At 72.1% G+C, this 15032-nt stretch carries 18 protein-coding genes; 8 read left to right on the forward strand and 10 right to left on the reverse strand.

Translation table 11 applies throughout. The features are described from left to right. Position 1: 1 nt before the first annotated feature. The 3 genes from ACIA5D_RS21705 to ACIA5D_RS21715 all read right to left on the reverse strand — a co-directional run bounded on the left by ACIA5D_RS21705 (position 2) and on the right by ACIA5D_RS21715 (position 3431). Positions 2-238, reverse strand: coding sequence for a helix-turn-helix domain-containing protein (locus ACIA5D_RS21705; protein ID WP_396031950.1), 237 nt, complete (start codon positions 236-238; stop codon positions 2-4). 93 nt (positions 239-331) lie between these two features. After that, positions 332-1063 (reverse strand): VOC family protein, encoded by a 732-nt coding sequence (locus tag ACIA5D_RS21710; RefSeq protein ID WP_396031951.1) that lies wholly within the window; start codon positions 1061-1063, stop codon positions 332-334. 199 nt (positions 1064-1262) lie between these two features. Next, a complete protein-coding gene (locus ACIA5D_RS21715; protein ID WP_396031952.1) occupies positions 1263-3431 on the reverse strand; it encodes a SpoIIE family protein phosphatase in 2169 nt (722 codons plus the stop codon). A 154-nt stretch (positions 3432-3585) separates the two neighbouring features. On the opposite strand from ACIA5D_RS21715, the gene ACIA5D_RS21720 reads away from it, so the two are divergent. After that, the gene (locus tag ACIA5D_RS21720) at positions 3586-4917 is read left to right on the forward strand and encodes a hypothetical protein (RefSeq protein WP_396031953.1); all 1332 of its coding nucleotides are present in this window, start codon (positions 3586-3588) and stop codon (positions 4915-4917) included. Positions 4918-4972: 55 nt separating this feature from the next. On the opposite strand, the gene ACIA5D_RS21725 is transcribed toward ACIA5D_RS21720, so the two are convergent. Together ACIA5D_RS21725 and ACIA5D_RS21730 are read right to left on the reverse strand one after the other, a co-directional pair. After that, a complete protein-coding gene (locus ACIA5D_RS21725) occupies positions 4973-5329 on the reverse strand; it encodes a DUF6401 family natural product biosynthesis protein (protein WP_396031954.1) in 357 nt (118 codons plus the stop codon). 73 nt (positions 5330-5402) lie between these two features. After that, positions 5403-5603: a hypothetical protein gene (locus ACIA5D_RS21730; RefSeq protein ID WP_396031955.1), complete on the reverse strand. Its 201-nt coding sequence runs from the start codon at positions 5601-5603 to the stop codon at positions 5403-5405. Positions 5604-5796: 193 nt separating this feature from the next. On the opposite strand from ACIA5D_RS21730, the gene ACIA5D_RS21735 reads away from it, so the two are divergent. Continuing rightward, positions 5797-6390, forward strand: a complete 594-nt coding sequence (locus ACIA5D_RS21735) for a hypothetical protein (protein ID WP_396031956.1) — start codon at positions 5797-5799, stop codon at positions 6388-6390. On the opposite strand, the gene ACIA5D_RS21740 is transcribed toward ACIA5D_RS21735, so the two are convergent. Beyond that, positions 6378-6752 carry a DoxX family protein gene (locus ACIA5D_RS21740; RefSeq protein ID WP_396031957.1) on the reverse strand — a complete coding sequence of 125 codons (375 nt, stop codon included), beginning with the start codon at positions 6750-6752 and terminating at the stop codon, positions 6378-6380. The genes ACIA5D_RS21735 and ACIA5D_RS21740 overlap by 13 nt on opposite strands. Positions 6753-6931: 179 nt before the next feature. Here ACIA5D_RS21740 and ACIA5D_RS21745 point away from each other — a divergent pair, with 179 nt between their 5' ends. From ACIA5D_RS21745 to ACIA5D_RS21770, 6 genes are all read left to right on the forward strand, one after another. After that, on the forward strand, positions 6932-7393 hold the full coding sequence (locus tag ACIA5D_RS21745) for a MarR family winged helix-turn-helix transcriptional regulator (protein WP_396032192.1): 462 nt from the start codon (positions 6932-6934) through the stop codon (positions 7391-7393). A gap of 202 nt (positions 7394-7595) precedes the next feature. Further along, on the forward strand, positions 7596-8099 hold the full coding sequence (locus tag ACIA5D_RS21750) for a hypothetical protein (RefSeq protein ID WP_396031958.1): 504 nt from the start codon (positions 7596-7598) through the stop codon (positions 8097-8099). A 19-nt stretch (positions 8100-8118) separates the two neighbouring features. Beyond that, positions 8119-8940, forward strand: coding sequence for a helix-turn-helix domain-containing protein (locus ACIA5D_RS21755; protein WP_396031959.1), 822 nt, complete (start codon positions 8119-8121; stop codon positions 8938-8940). Between the two features lie 49 nt (positions 8941-8989). Then, positions 8990-9406 carry a VOC family protein gene (locus ACIA5D_RS21760; RefSeq protein WP_396031960.1) on the forward strand — a complete coding sequence of 139 codons (417 nt, stop codon included), beginning with the start codon at positions 8990-8992 and terminating at the stop codon, positions 9404-9406. A 34-nt stretch (positions 9407-9440) separates the two neighbouring features. Further along, positions 9441-9797: a PadR family transcriptional regulator gene (locus ACIA5D_RS21765; RefSeq protein ID WP_396031961.1), complete on the forward strand. Its 357-nt coding sequence runs from the start codon at positions 9441-9443 to the stop codon at positions 9795-9797. Between the two features lie 200 nt (positions 9798-9997). Next, the gene (locus tag ACIA5D_RS21770) at positions 9998-11026 is read left to right on the forward strand and encodes a hypothetical protein (RefSeq protein WP_396031962.1); all 1029 of its coding nucleotides are present in this window, start codon (positions 9998-10000) and stop codon (positions 11024-11026) included. 281 nt (positions 11027-11307) lie between these two features. Here the strand turns inward: ACIA5D_RS21770 and ACIA5D_RS21775 are convergent, their stop codons facing one another. From ACIA5D_RS21775 to ACIA5D_RS21790, 4 genes are all read right to left on the reverse strand, one after another. After that, entirely contained in the window at positions 11308-12318 is a 1011-nt protein-coding gene (locus tag ACIA5D_RS21775; protein WP_396031963.1) for a hypothetical protein, read from the reverse strand. A gap of 83 nt (positions 12319-12401) precedes the next feature. Further along, a complete protein-coding gene (locus ACIA5D_RS21780) occupies positions 12402-13028 on the reverse strand; it encodes a response regulator (protein ID WP_396031964.1) in 627 nt (208 codons plus the stop codon). Beyond that, positions 13025-14287: a sensor histidine kinase gene (locus tag ACIA5D_RS21785; protein WP_396031965.1), complete on the reverse strand. Its 1263-nt coding sequence runs from the start codon at positions 14285-14287 to the stop codon at positions 13025-13027. Before ACIA5D_RS21785 ends, ACIA5D_RS21780 begins: the two co-directional genes overlap by 4 nt. A 9-nt stretch (positions 14288-14296) precedes the next feature. Beyond that, on the reverse strand, positions 14297-15031 hold the full coding sequence (locus ACIA5D_RS21790; protein WP_396031966.1) for an ABC transporter permease: 735 nt from the start codon (positions 15029-15031) through the stop codon (positions 14297-14299). Position 15032: the final 1 nt, after the last annotated feature.

Here is a 15032-nt window from a genome sequence, read left to right on the forward strand (position 1 = left end):
GTCAGCCCTCCCGTGGGTCGCGCGCCGGCATGAGGTGCGCGTGTTTCTTGTGGACGCCCTGGCGGGTCACCTCGAGCGCTTCGGCGATCTCCTGCCAGGACCAGCCGTTGCGGCGGGCGTTGGCGACCTGGAGATGTTCGAGACCCTCGAGCAGGCGGCGCAGGGCGACCACCGCGCGCAGGCCGACCCGGGGGTCGGCGCTGCCGGCGGCGGCAGCGAGGTCGGTTGCCTCAGTCATGCTGTCAACTTACGTTGACACGGCGACTTCGTCAACCCCGGTTGACACCAAAAGGGGCCGGCTTCAGAGAAGCCGGCCCCTTTCGAGGAGAAACTAGCCGCCGTACGTCAGCTCCATCCCGATGATGTCGTTGTAGGCGACCGAAAGCTCCACCGGCCGCGGCACCGGCGCCGTGACGGCGAATGGCGCTCCGCCGGGGTCGACGATCTCGACATACCGCCCGAGCCCCAGCTCCACCGGCCCGGCCGTCACCCGGCCGCCCAGCCGGGCCACGTCGTCCACCAGCGACGGGCAATCGGCCACCTGGAACGACGGCTGCCAACGGTTGTCGTACCGCCCGGTGATCAGCCCGGCCACCGAGTCGTGCGCTTCCGTCAGCCATTCGCCGCTGCCGAACTCGTGCGTCAGCGTCCATCCGAACACCGAGCCGTAGAACGCCGTCGCCGCCGCCATGTCGTCGATCAGCAGGTCGGACCACGCCATCGTGCCCGGCTCGCCGCGCAGCTGGGCGCCCGCGAACCCGTTCGCCTGCCAGAGCCCGAAGAGCGCTCCGCCTGTGTCGGCGACAATCGAGCTGCGTGCGCCGGCTCGCTCTTCCGGCGGGGTCAGAATTCTTCCGTACGCCTGGAGCACACGTTCCCAGGTCTCCTCGAGATCGGGTGTCGCCAGGTAGGTCAGCCACCCGTCGGGCCGGTCGTGCCGGCTGCGCGAGATGCCGGCCACCGCGCGACCCTCGAGCAGGAACCGATCGCCGTCGATCTCCCAGCCGAACAGTCCGGCGTAGAACCGCGCCGCCCGTGCCGGGTCCGAAGTCGTCAGTTCCACCCAGCAGGGGGTCGATGGCGCAAAGCCTCTGATCCTCATGTGCCGCTCCAACCTGGATGTCCCCGAATTGCTGAACACCTTACGGCACCCAATACGCTTCGTCACTACCCAAGGGTTCAATGTCCGGTTTGGCGGGTGTTGCCGCCACGGAGAGTAATTGGTTGAGGGTTCGAATGTAACGCGACCGTTAACCAGTCGATCAGTCGACTGTGGATCCGCGTGCGCCGCGGAGCAGCATCTCGAACCACACGGTCGAGCCTTGGACCGAGGGATCGGTGCCCCACGAGTCGCTCAGCTCCTCGATCAGCCCGAGGCCGCGGCCGCGGCTGCTCAGGCTGGTCTTCCCCTCGGTCGGCGTGCGGATCACGCTGCCCCGGGTGCCCGTGTCGGCGACCGAGACGAGCAGCCGCTCGGCGTTCAGATCGATCTCGACCTGGGCCGGCGTCCCGGCGTGCAGCAGGGCGTTGGTGGTGAGCTCGCTGGTGCACAGCACGGCCGACGCGATCACCTGCTCGGGCACCGACCACTCGCGCAGGCGGCCGGTCAGCCAATGGCGTACGCGGCTGGGGCCGCTCGGATCGGCCGCCACCCGCATCGTGTCGGAGCGGCTGCGGGCCACCGCCCGTTCAACCGCCAGCACCGCCACGTCGTCGTCGGTCGGCGGGCCCGGAACCGCAGCGGTCGCCAGCGAGCAGAGGTTGCGCGGATCGCCGCTGGGCGCCGCCGCGGCCGCCGCCACCAGCGCGTCCAGCCCGTCGTTGAGCGGGCGTCCGCGCCGTTCCACCATCCCGTCGCTGAACAGCATGATGGTGTCGCCCGGCTCGAGCCGCACCTGCCCGGTCTGCCATCGGCCGCCCAGGCCCAGCGGGGCGCCCGGCGGCACCTTCACCAGCTCGGCGGTCGGCGGCTCGCCGCCCAGGCCCGCGCGGCGCAGCACCGGCGGTGGATGGCCCGCGCTGGCCAGCGTGATCGTGCCGTCCGCGAGGTCGAGCAGGCCGTACGCGACCGTGACGAAGATCTCCTCGTTGCGCGACTCGGCGCCCAGCGAGCCGACCAGCCGGTCGAGGCCGGCCAGCACCGCCGGCGGCTCGGGGTCGGTCAGCGCCAGCGCCCGCAGCGCGGCCCGCACCTGGCCCATCACCGCGGCCGCCCGCACGTCGTGCCCGGCCACGTCGCCCAGCACGATCGCCAGCCGGCCGTCGGCCAGCCGGAACGCGTCGTAGAAGTCGCCGCCCGCGGCGTTGCCGTCGACGCCCGGGGCGTACCGGGCCGCGAGGCGGAAGTGCTCGAGCTCGGGCAGGTGCTCGGGCAGCATGCTGCGCTGCAGCAGCTGCGCGGTGCCGTGCTGCGCCTCGAAGCGGCGGGCCCGCTCGGCGGCCTGCGCCACCAGCTGGGCGACGGCGCTCAGCAGCGCCCGCTCGGCCGGCAGCCAGGTGTGCGCGGCGTGGTAGCCGATGCTCAGCGCGCCGGTCAGCGACGGCGTCCGCAGCGGCAGCACGGCGAGCGCCCGGATGCGCCGCTCGTGCCGGTCGTCCGCCACCTCGCGCAGCGGCTCGCCGTCGGGCACGAACGACGGCCGTCCCTCGCGGGCGGCCGCCACCAGCGGGGCGCGTGGGTCGTCGGCGATCCGCTTCCACACCGGCGGGAGGCGCTCGTCCGCCTCGTCGAGCATCTCGCCGCGCACCCGGCGCACGGTGCGGAACGCGGCGCCGTCGTCGACCGCGAAGGCACAGTGGTCGACGTCGAACGAGGCCAGCGCGTAGCCCAGCACCACCCGGGCCACGTCGTCGACGGTCAGGGCGACGGCCAGCCGCGAGGTCAGCTCGCTGAGGTTCTGCAGGCGGCGGGTCACCTGGGTGGTCTCGGCGGCGACCGTCAGCACCCCGGCCACGGCGCCCTGCGAGTCGCGCACGACCGAGTGGCCGCGGGTGAAGAACGCCTGCTCGGGACGGGCGCCCGCGGTGCGCGTCACGGTCAGTTGCGTCTCGGCCTCGAGGAAGGGCTGGCCGCTGTGGTAGACCTCCTCGACCACGCCGCCCAGCGACGCCCACAGATCGCCGAGCCCCTCGGCGGCGGGGCGGCCCAGCGCGCCCGGGTGCAGGGAGCCGATCGTCTCGGCGTACGCGTCGTTGTAGATCACGACGAAGTCGTCGCCGAAGCTGAACGCCATCGGCATCGGGGACGCCAGCACGAGCTCGACGGTGGCCTCGACCGCCGGATCCCAGCGGTCACACGGCCCGAGCGGCGTGGCCGGCCAGTCGATCGCGGCGACGATCTCGGCGCAGCTCCCGTGGCCAGGCTGGGACCCGCCCTGCTGCGCGGGCAGCGTGGGCACCACTGAGGGGCTCACCCCACCCGTCCCGGCCATGAGCAAAAGCGTATCCCGACTCGGCCATTCGGACGATGCCCTGCCCACCGTCCGTCCGATTCTTGACGGTGCGTGTTGTTGACAGCACTGGCCGAGCGGCCCGGCTCGTTCCGTCTTATGGTCGCAATGGCCGAGCGGACAGCAAGGAGTGGCGATGACCGGGAACGGGATAGGCCAGGGGCTCAGCGACATGTGGCGGTCGGTGCTGTTGTTCCTGCCCGCGGCGCTGGCGTTCATTGTGATCCTGGTCGTCGGGTACTTCGTGGCCCGGCTGCTGCGGACGCTGGTGGCCAAGGGGCTGGGACGTACGGGGTTCGACCGGGCCGTGTCGCGCGGGGCGGTGGGAAGGGCGCTGCGGAACGTCAGCGCTGCCGACCTTTGCGCGAAGATTGTCTTTTATGCGGTGCTGCTGTTCGCGTTGCAGCTGGCGTTCGGGATCTGGGGACCCAACCCGGTCAGCGATCTACTCACGGCGCTGATCTCGTGGCTGCCGCGGGCATTCGTCGCGATCGTGATCGTGGTGGTGGCCGCCGCCATCGCCGGGGCCGTCCACGATCTGATCGTCAGCGCGCTCGGCGGGCTCGGGTACGGGCGGGTGCTGGCCCGCGCCGTGGCGATCGTGATCGTGGCGCTGGGCGTCATCGCGGCGCTCGATCAGGTGCAGATCGCCACCTCGGTCACCCGACCGCTGCTGATCGCGGTGCTGGCGACCGTCGCCGGTGTGGTGATCGTGGGGGTGGGAGGCGGGCTCATCCGGCCCATGCAGCAGCGGTGGGAGGGGTGGCTGGACCGCGCCTCGACCGAGTCCACCGTCATTCGGGAGCACGCGAAGGCGTACGCGGACGAGCGGCGCGCCGCGGAAGCGCGACGGGCCGAGGAAGCGCGGCTGGCGGAGGAGGCCCGTCTCGCCAAGGAGGCTGAGGAGGCCCGTCTGGCCAAGGAGGCCGAGGAGGCCCGGCTGGCGGAGGAGGCCCGGCTGGCCGAGGAGGCCCGGCTCGCGCGCGAAGCGGAAGTGGCTCGGCGCGCGAAAGAGGCCGAGGAGGCCCGGAAAGCCGACGAAACGCGCCAGGCCGAGGAGGCCCGGCAGGCCGCCGTTGCCGCCGCCGAGGCCGAGCGGCAGGCCGCCGCCGCCCGCGCCGCCGACCAGAAGCTCGTCGAGGAGGCGAAGGCCGAGGCCGACCGGCGGGCCGCCGGCGGGCCGCCGCCGGACGACACCCAGGTGATCCCGACCGCGCGCGGCCGCCGGGTCACCGACAGCGCCTTCGACCTGGAACCGCCCGAGCACCGCCCCGACTTCATCCCCGGCTTCGAACCCGACCCCGACGCCACCACGATCATCACCTCGGACACCGCCGACACCACGATCATCAACCCCGGCTCCGACAGCACCGTGGTGATCGGCCCCGACGAGACCCAGGTGATCCCCGCGGACGACGACCCGACCCAGGACGTCGCCGCCGACAAGCGCCGCGGACCCGGAAAGTAGGAAGGGCCGCCACCGAGTTCTCGACTCGGCGACGGCCCCGCGGTGGTGCCGTGGCTCAGCTGGGGTCGGGCAGCGTGCGGGCGAGCACGCACACGGCCAGCAGCCGGCGCATGACCCAGTCGTTCTCCGACCAGTCGAACGGCCCGACCGGCGGCCGCCAGCCGTGGGTGAAGGCGGCGTCGCGCACGCCCTCGGCGTACGCGGCGAGCAGCACCGCGGTGAGCGGGCGGACGTCCGCGGACAGGCTGTCGCGGATGCCGGCGGTGTGCTGGTCGACGACGGCCATCAGGCCGGGGCCGGCGTCGGCGGCGTCGAGACCGCTGACGCCCACCGTGTCGTGCAACTCGGCGAGGCAGGCGTAGGCGGAACGGAGGGCAGCACGGGCGGCGGCGCCGCTGAACAGGCCATTCATGGGAAGAAAGTTACGGAGCCACGGGTAGGGAACGGTTTCCCGGACAGGTGCAGGTCGGTTGAACCCAGCCCCCCTATTCGACCGGCTCCGGCCGGCGGCGTTGCGCGTCGTCGGCCAGGATCACGGTGGCCACGCACAACGCCACGACGACGGCGAACAGCCAGGACGCGTCGTCGACGACCTTGGCGGCCACGGGCGCCTGTATGGCGGCCAGCAAGAAACCGACCCAGGCGTACCGACGGTGGCGTTCGGACAGGAAACCGGCAGATCGCATTCGGCCAGTTTGTCGCGATCACACGGGATCGCCGTCACCCGTTCGGCCGATTCTCCGTTGTCCGATAGTGCCCCCCGGATTGCGTCCACGTGGCTCAACACTTCGCGCGTTCCTCGCGTTGTCGCTGGTCAGCGCGGTGGCGGGGTGCGCGCCGCGCGAGGAGTCCCGGTCAAGCCCCGCGCCTGAGCGGCACGTGGCCGTGGGGGCCCTTCTCGGTCGTACCGGCGCCTACCTGACGGTCGAGGACGCGGCTTCCCGGGTCGAGGTGATCACGGCGTCCCTCCCCGGCCTCCTCTACCGCATCACCACCCCCGCCGGCGCTGGCCTCACCCCCCACGTGACCAGCGAGAACGGCCATGTCCGGGCCACCTTGCGGCCGAACGGCGCCGATGGCCCCGACGAGGTCCGCATCGTGCTCAACCGGGACGTCCGCTGGGCGATCAGCCTGCCCGCAGGCGCCGGCGAACAGCAGCTGGACCTGCGCCGCGGCCGGATCTCCCGGCTCGATCTGGGCGCGTCCGGCCTGCTGGAGTTGCGCCTGCCGCCACCGGCCGGCACCGTGCCGGTCACCCTCGCCGGCGCCGTCGGCAGCGTCGTCCTCAGCGCGGCGCCGCTGCGCCTCGAGCTCGATCAGGGCGCCGGCTTCGCCGAGCTTCCGTGGGCGTCCGGCCAGGCGATCGACGAGGGCGCCGTCGTGCAGACGCCCGGGTGGGTCGAAACCCCTGACCGGTACGCGATGACGGCGCGCTCGACAATCGGGACCCTGACCGTCCGTCAGAAGGAGTAGGGCCCGAACCGCCCCCACGCGACCACCACGGTGAGGATCAGCAGAACCACGTTGGCGATCGCCACCGGGTACTCCTTGCGGCGTGCGTGCACCACGATCGCGCCGACCATGATGATCGCCAGCCCGGTGGCGGCGAGCGGCACGAGGACCGGCGCGATGTCGAGCGCCGCCGGAAGGATCAGCCCGACCGCGGCCAGCACCTCGAGCACCCCGATCACCTTGACCGCGCGTCCGTCCCAGTCGTCGACCCAGCCCATGCCCTGGGCCTTGAGCCGCTCCTTCGGGAGCAGCACCTTCATCAGACCGCTGGCCGCGAACGCGACGGCGAGCAGGCTCGCGATGATCCACAAAACGACGTTCACGGGGGCCTCCACGGCCGCGAGGGGGTTGATGAGCGAAGCGAACCGTACGCGTCATGACTTCACGTCGCAAGTGATCGCCGGTTCAAGCGTTAAGCTATTGTGGCGTTGTGGAGACCGATACCGAGCGCCGCCGGCCGGAAGAGCCCCGCTGGCTCGACGACGACGAGCAGGAGGCCTGGATGTCGCTGGCCGCCGTCCTGATGCGCCTGCCCGGCGCCCTCGACGCCCAGCTCCAGCGCGACGCCGGCCTCACACACTTCGAATACCTGGTGCTCTCCGGCCTGTCCATGGCCCCCGGCCGCACCATGCGCATGAGCGACCTGGCCGCGGCGGCCGAGGGCTCGCTGCCCCGCCTCTCCCAGGTGGTCACCCGCCTCGAGAAGCGCGGCTGGGTGCGCCGCGCCCCCGACCCCACCGACGGCCGCTACACCCTCGCGATCCTGACGGAGGACGGCTGGTCCAAGGTCGTCGCCTCCGCGCCCGGCCACGTGGAGGTCGTACGCCAGTTCGTCTTCGATCCCCTGACCAAACCCCAGCAGCGCAATCTGAAGGAGATAGGCCGCCGCATCATGCGCGCCATCGACCCCGACGACCGCTGCCCGCGCCCGACGCCGGAAGGTCCCCCGGCTCCGGTTTCATGACCCACGGCCTGCCGTTCATCACCCGCGACTCCCGACCACTATCTACCTAGATGGCGCCTACCTAAGTCGACGACGTCGTAGCCGCCTGGCGCCCGTCGTCCTGATACGTTGCGTCTCGCTGCCGCAGGTCGGTGATCTCCGGCGATGGCCGGGGTAGAAGAAGGACGTTGCTGCCGATGTGCCGAGATGTGAGGACGATGTCGTGACGGACGAACCGCTCTACACGAAGCTGGGCTTCACCGACGCCGAGTGGGGGCTGCTGGTCGGCCTGCCGCAGTCGGTGCTGACGGCGGCGAGCGCCGCTACTCCCGACAGCGCCCGCAAGACCCGGGCCGAGAACGAGGCCGGCCGTGACGTGATCTCCGACGCCCGGGTGTCCGCCAGCCCCCTGGTCGCCGCGGTCGCCGCCGGGCTGCTCTCCGAGGTGGGCGATCCCGAGCTGGGCGAGGAGGTCCCGGTCATCGAGCCGAACGACCCCATCGCGTACGTCGAGGACGTGCTCGATCGTGCGGCGCAGGCCAACGCGCTGCTGACGGCGAAGGCCGACCAGGCCGACGCCGAGACCTACAAGCACTGGCTCGTCGAGATCGCCGAGAGCGTCGTCGGCGCGGCCTCCACCGGCGGCGTCCTGGGCATCGGCGGGGAGCAGGTGACCGACACCGAGCGCGAGTTCCGCGACGACCTGGCCAAGGCCCTGGCCGACTGACGGGTGCGATGCTGGTGGGGTGGGCGTCGACGAATACCTGCAGGCACGGCCGTCGGCCGGTCTGCGCCCGTTCGTCGGCTCCTACTCCGGTTACCGCCAGTCCGGGGTGGCGCCGGGCGTGCACCGCGGGCTGCCGTCGCCGTACCTGACGCTGATCTTCACGATCGACGACCCGCTGGAAATCGCGGCCCATCCCGATCCGCGCCAGCGCCCGGGGCGTTACGACGCCCTGATCGGCGGCCTGCACCTCACCCCCGCGGTGATCGTTCATCCCGGCCGCCAGTCCGGAGTCCAGGTGGCGCTGAGCCCACTGGGCTGCCGGGCGCTGTTCGGCCTGCCCGCCGCCGAGCTGGCCGGGGCCGATCTGGAGGCCGCCGACGTGCTCGGCGATCTGCTGGTCGACGAGATCCGCGATCGGCTGCGCGCTGCGCCCGACTGGCCGTCCCGCTTCGCCGTGATCGACGAGGCCTTGCTGCGCCGCTTACGCGACGATCTCCCCGGCGTGGCGCCCGAGATCGCGTACGCCTGCCGTCGTCTCCTGCTGGGTGAGCCCGTCCCCGTGGCGGCCGTCGCCGCCGAGGTCGGCTGGAGCGCCCGCTATCTCACCGACCGGTTCCGGGCCGAGGTGGGCCTGCGCCCGAAGGAGGCCGCCCGGGTCGCCCGCTTCGACCGCGCCCGCCGCGCGCTGAGCACCGCCACCCGCCTGGCCGACGTGGCCGCCGCGCACGGCTTCGCCGACCAGTCCCACCTGGTCCGCGAGTTCCACGCCTTCGCCGGCTGCGCGCCGTCCACCTGGCTGGCCGACGAACACGATCTCATCGAGGGCCTGCGCGTCACGTAGTTCGGTTTTGTCCAAGCCCTCGCCCGCGGCCCGGGGTGAGGATCGAGCCATGACCGATGCGAAGACCCCGCCACCGCAGGTGTGGCCCACGCTGCGCGCGAACGACGCCCGCGCCCTCATCAAGTTCCTGGTGGAAGCGTTCGGCTTCGAGGAGACCGTCGTCTACGGCGAGGGCGGCCGGGTGGACCACGCCCAGCTGAGCTGGCCCCTGGGCGGCGGCATCATGCTGGGCTCGGCGAACCGCGGCCCCGACGACCAGTGGTCCCTGCCGCCCGGCACGTTCGGCGCGTACGTGGTGGCCGACGACATCGACGCCCTTCACGCCCGCGCGGCCAAAGCCGGCGCCGAGATCATCCGGCCCCCGCAGGACACCGAGTACGGTTCGCACGAGTTCGCCGCCCGCGACCCCGAGGGCAACCTCTGGTCGTTCGGCACCTACCGCGGAGAGCCCCGCGCAAAGGACTAGCGCGATTAACTCTACCTATATAGAGTTACGCCCCGTGACCCGGATAAGGCGACCTTCACCGCAGACCGCTGCGGTCCTCCACGCGCTGGCCGACGAGCCGTCGACCTGGCGATACGGCTACGAGCTCGGCCAGCAGGTCGGCCTGCGGGCCGGCTCGCTCTACCCGATCCTGATGCGGCTGACCGATCGCGGCCTGTTGGAATCCACCTGGGAGAGCGAGCCGCCGGCCGGCCGCCCGCCCCGCCACCTCTATCGCCTGACCGAGGCCGGCCACGAGCTGGCGGCCGAGGCCGTCCCCGCAGCGGCCGAGCAGCCGCCGACCACACACACCCGCCCGCCGGCTCGCCGGCCCGGCGTGCTGCGCCCCGCGGAGTTCGGGGGTGCGTGGTGACCGAATCACCGCGCAAGCCGCGGCCCGGCACGCCGCCGCCGACAGTACGACCCACACCGCCGACGGCACGGCCCGCTGCGCTGGGGGAAGGGCCAACGCCGCCAGCACGACCCACACCGCCGCCGGCACGGCCCGCTGCGCTGAGGGAAGGGCCAACGCCGGCGGGGGAACGGTCCACGCCGGCGGGGGAACGGCCCGGCTTGCTGCGGTCGACGGGGCGGGACGGCGCGGATCGGCGAGACACGGCCGCGCGGCTGCTGTCGGTCGCGGTGCGGGTGCTGCCGGCGGATCAGCGTGAGTGGGGCACGGCCATGCAGGCCGAGCTCGGCGCGCTGACCGAGCCGGACGAGCGCCACCGGTTCGCGGCCGGGTGTGCCGCGGCGGTCGGCACTCGGCCGGCGGTGTGGCGCCGCGTCGGCTATGCGCTGCTGCCGGCCGTCATCGTGGCCGGCGTGGTGCTCTGGAGCGCGAGCATCGATTGGGCGCCCCGACGCTGGGGTGTCGTCGCGTTCGCCGCCGTCCTGGCTGTCGTTGCCGAGCTGGGTGTCGTCGGACCGCTCGGCCCGGTCGGCCGGACCAGGGCGGCGCGGTTCACCCGCGCCTGCGGGTACTTGCTGGTCGGAGTCCTGGCCGTGGAACTGGACCTTTCGATCGCCCACAAGGACAACAACGACCTGACCGGCGTGCCCGTCCTGTCCGTGGTGCTGGCCGGCTATCTCGCCGCGACGCTCGCGACGACCAGCCGCCGAGCCGCGGCCACCTCCCGATCGCTGCTGCTCGGACTGGCCGGCGGCGTGATCGCGGCCGCCGCGTGGGGGGTGGTGGTGCTGCTGGCCCCGCCGATCCCGCCCGGCCCCAATCTGGCGGCCGCCCTGGTGGCCGCGGGCATGGCCGTCGCGGTCCTTCTGGCGCCGCGTCGTGACCCGAAGGCGGCCCTGCGCGCCGCCCTGATCGCCGGAACGACCGGCGCACTGCTGATCTTCAACGCGGTCGTGATCCTGTCTTCCGTCGGCCCGGCCGAGCTCATCCCGAGCCTCGTGCCGCATGCCCTGACCCCGGCGGACCGGCTCGCCAACAGCCGCATCGAGCTGGTCGACCCCTACCTGTGGTTGCTGCTGCTCGGCTGGTTCGTGGCCGTCGCCCAGTGGGCGGCCGCCCGCTCGCCCGCCATTCCGGCAGTCGTCGCCCCTCCGCCCGCCCCGGCCGCCGTCGCCCCCGGCCCGAGCTGACCGCCGCCCAAGAGCACGCCCGTCCCGGCACGCCCATCCCGGCACGCCCGTCCCGGCACGCCGGTCCCGGCACGCTCGTCCCGGCAGGCTGGCCGGCACTGGCCAGCACACCTCGTCCCGGTACGCCAGCCGGCATTGGCCGACGCGCTTGGGTGGAGCGGTCAGACGTGGCCGACCGGCTCACGCCGCGGCGGGAGCCGGTCAGACGTGGCTGGCCAGCGCCTCTGCCGGGGCGGGAGTGGTCAGATCTGGCGGGCCGCCCCGCGCCGGAGCGGGAGCGGTCAGACGTGGCTGAGGTGGTTGGGGCCGTCGGGCATCGGGGTGCTTCGCAGCAAGGCCAGGGCGCGGGCGCCCGCCGCCACTATCGCCGCGATGGCCAGGGCCGCGATGGTGTCGGCGATCAACGGGGCCTGTAGCGGGTTGATCGAAGCGGCCGACTCGACGACCGACAGCAGGCAGAGCACGCCGTAACCGGCCGTGGCCAAGGCGACCGTCTTGACGCGGGATCGTTCCGGCAGCGGGGTGCGCGCCAGCAGCCACGCCAGCAGCGGCAGCGCCAGGACCCCGTGCATGGGGACGAAGTGAGCCGGTTTCCACTGGGCGCCGACGGCGTAGGCCGCCAGCTGGTCGCCGCGGGCGACGTCGAGGACGGCGGTGACGACCATGATGGCGCCGATCAGCAGGGCCGTGTCGAGAGCCAGGAAGCCGGCGCGCAGGGCCAGGCGCATGGACGGGGCAACCGCCGGAAGAGGGCGCCAGGTCGCGATGGTCAGGGCGACCACGACGACGATGATGACGCCGCCGCCGGCGGCCAGGACGCGGGAGACCGCGGTGTCGAAGGGGGTCTCCATGTTGAAGTGCGAGGGGACCCGGCGCCAGGCCTGCATGGTGATCAGCAGAACCTCGACGACGGAGGCCGTGGCGAAGACGCCCAGCAGCAGGTTGCGGGTGCGGTCGCGCAGCGGGACCAGAGATGTCACCCAGGCGATCGTGATCAGGGTCAGGCCGAAGGAGAGACCGAACGTCATGGGCTTGCGCCAGGAGACCGGGCCCTCCCAGGTGCCGCCCGAGGTGATCAGGACGGCGGCGTGGAAGAGGCCGCTGGCCAGCAGCACCGACCCGATCAGATAGCCGGCGCGCTCGATGGGCCGCGCGCCGCCGGCAACAGGCCGCCCGCCGGCGGCAGGCGATTGCGCCGGCGGATCGGGTGGGCCGGGCACCGGCACGCCGGGAGTTGGTGGGCCGATCGCGAGCGCTCGAAGGGCGGAGACGGGGCTGGATTCGATGGCCATGAGCTCGATCCTCGCGGAATTGATGAGGGTGCGCGTCGGACCAGCGTCGTACAGCGGTCTACCACCTGGGTATGACGCCGGCCTCAATCGCGGCTCATCAGACCCTGCTCGAAGGCCGCGGCAACGGCCGCCGCCCGGTCGCGAACGCCCAATTTGGCGTACGCGTGAAGCAGGTGTGTCTTGACCGTCGCCTCGCTGATGAAAAGCAGTGAGGCCGCCTCCCGGTTGCTGTTTCCGCGCGCGATGAGGGTGAGCACTTCGATCTCGCGGGCGGACAGCGGCTCCTTCGCCGGCGAGCGCAGGCTTCCCATGAGACGGCCGGCCACGACCGGCGACAGCACCGACTCCCCGCGATGCGCCGCGGTGACCGCCCGGAACAGCTCCTCGCGTGGCGTGTCCTTGAGCAGGTAGCCGGTGGCCCCGGCCTTGATCGCGGGCAGGACGTCGCGGTCGGTGTCGTACGTGGTCAGCACCAGCACCCGAGCCGCGCAGCCCTGCGAGCGCAGCTCCTTGATCGTGGTGACGCCGTCCATCTCGGGCATGCGCAGGTCCATCAGCACCACGTCGGGCGACACCGACCGGGCCACCGCCAGCGCCTCGCGCCCGTTCCCCGCCTCGCCGAGCACTTGGAAACGGTCGTCCCCGGCGAACATTCCGCGAAGCCCGTCCCGCACGACGGGGTGATCGTCCACGATGAGCAGCCCGATCATGCCGCTACCCCCAGGGCCGGCACGCACGCCGACACCGCCGTGCCGGCGCCGGGCTCCGACTCGACCTCGAGGGTCCCGGCGACCCGCAGCACCCGGTCACGCATCGCCGTCAGCCCATAAGACGAAATTTCGGGAGAAATCGTTGCGTCGAACCCGACGCCGTCATCGTGTACGTCCAACGTGACTACGTCCTCCATATACGACAAAGTCAGGAAAACTCGGGCGGCTGCGGCGTGCCGGGCGACGTTGGCCAACGCCTCCTGAGCGGTCCGCAGCAGCGTCATCTCGATCTCGGGCAGCAGGGACCGCGGCGTGCCGGTGGTGATCAGCGAAGCGGCGACATCGTCGTGCAGCGAGGACCACGTCGACACGACCTCGCCCAGCGCGTCCGGCAGCGCGGCGGCGTCAAGATGCTGCGGCCGCAACGCCTGCACCGACCGCCGCGCCTCCGTCAGACTTTCCCGGGCCAGCTTCTTGGCCGCCGTGACGTGCCGCTCCCACGACGAAGGCACCGCCGAGGCCGCCTCCAGCTGCGTGACGATCCCGGTCAGCCCCTGCGCCAGCACGTCGTGGATCTCCCCGGCCATCCGCTGCCGCTCGTCGTGCACTCCCGCCTCCCGTGCCTGCACCAGCAGCTGGGCGTGCAGCCCGGCGTTCTCCTTCAGCGCCGCCTCGAGCTTGGCGTTGGCCTCGGCGAGCTGCCCGATCATCTCGGCGCGCTTGGCCGACTGCTCGTGCGTCATCGTGGTCAGCAGCGTCATCGACCCGGCGATCACCACGTTGAACAGCAACAGGATCAGGAAGTAGCCCCACGCGTCCGGGTTGGCGACCGTCTGGAAGCCGCCCACCTGGGAGACGGCGGTCGCCACGGCCACCGCGGAAGCGCCGGCCAGCCGGGGGAGACGTCCCTTCAACGCGTACGCCGTGAAGAGGTACCCGGTCCAGGCGAAGAACCCGAACAGCGGGCTGGCCCACACCAGCAGGTAGATCAGCCCGACCAGCACGGCGTAGAAGATCGTCATGCGGGTGCGGTCGTGCTCCCACTGCGGGTGCAGCGTGGTCCACCACAGCATCCAGGCGGCCGTGAAGACCACGATCGCGCCGATGGCCGGGTACGGCAGCGTGGGCAGGTCGGCGGCCGCACCGATGGGGACGATCGCGGAGGAGCAGACGAGCGCGCCGTAGGGCACCCACATCAGCCATCGATCGAGCCGTCGCTGCGAGGTCTCCAGCCGGGCGACCTCCGACATTTCTGGCATTCCCGCTCCTTATGACCAGCGGAACAGTCGCGCCGCCGCGAACCCGAACACGACGAGATATCCCACCAGAACGCTAACCGACAGCAGGCCCGGCCAATGACCCGTCATGGCCTCGTGCAGCGCCCGCTCCCCGGCGCCCAGCGGCGTGAAGTCACCGATCCTCTGAATGACCGAGGGCATCACCTCGCGCGGCACCCACAGCCCCGCGAAGAACATCACCGGGAAGAACAGCAGCGTCCCGATCGAGTTGCCGGCCTTCCCGTTCGGCGCCAGCGCCGCGATGAACAACCCGATCGCAAAGACACCCAGAGCCGTGAGAACAAAGGCCACGACAAAACCCACAAAATTCCCGGCGATGGGTACGTCGAAAGCAATGCGCCCCACGGCGATGGCCAAGGCGCTGGACACGATCGCCGTCACCAATGCCGAGGCCAGTTGCGCGGCCAGCAGCAGTTCCGGCCGTGCCGGAGTCGTGGCGAGCCGCCGCAGGATGCCCTTCTCCCGGTACGTCGCGAGCGCCATCGGCGTCACCTGCAGGCCCAGCATCGCCAGCGTCAGCGCCACCGCGATCCCCACGTAGATGTCGACCACCCGCAACCCGCCGAGGTCGGGCGACGGCTCCCGGAACGCGGGGATGCTGCCGAGGATCACCACGAGGACCGTCGGGAAGAGCAGCGAGAAGAACGCCGCCACCGGCTCGCGGGCAAGAAGCTTCAGCTCGCTGAGGGTCAGTTTTGCCAACATG

The sequence above is a fragment of the Actinoplanes sp. NPDC051513 genome (assembly GCF_044454685.1).
In the GTDB taxonomy this organism is placed as follows: domain Bacteria; phylum Actinomycetota; class Actinomycetes; order Mycobacteriales; family Micromonosporaceae; genus Actinoplanes.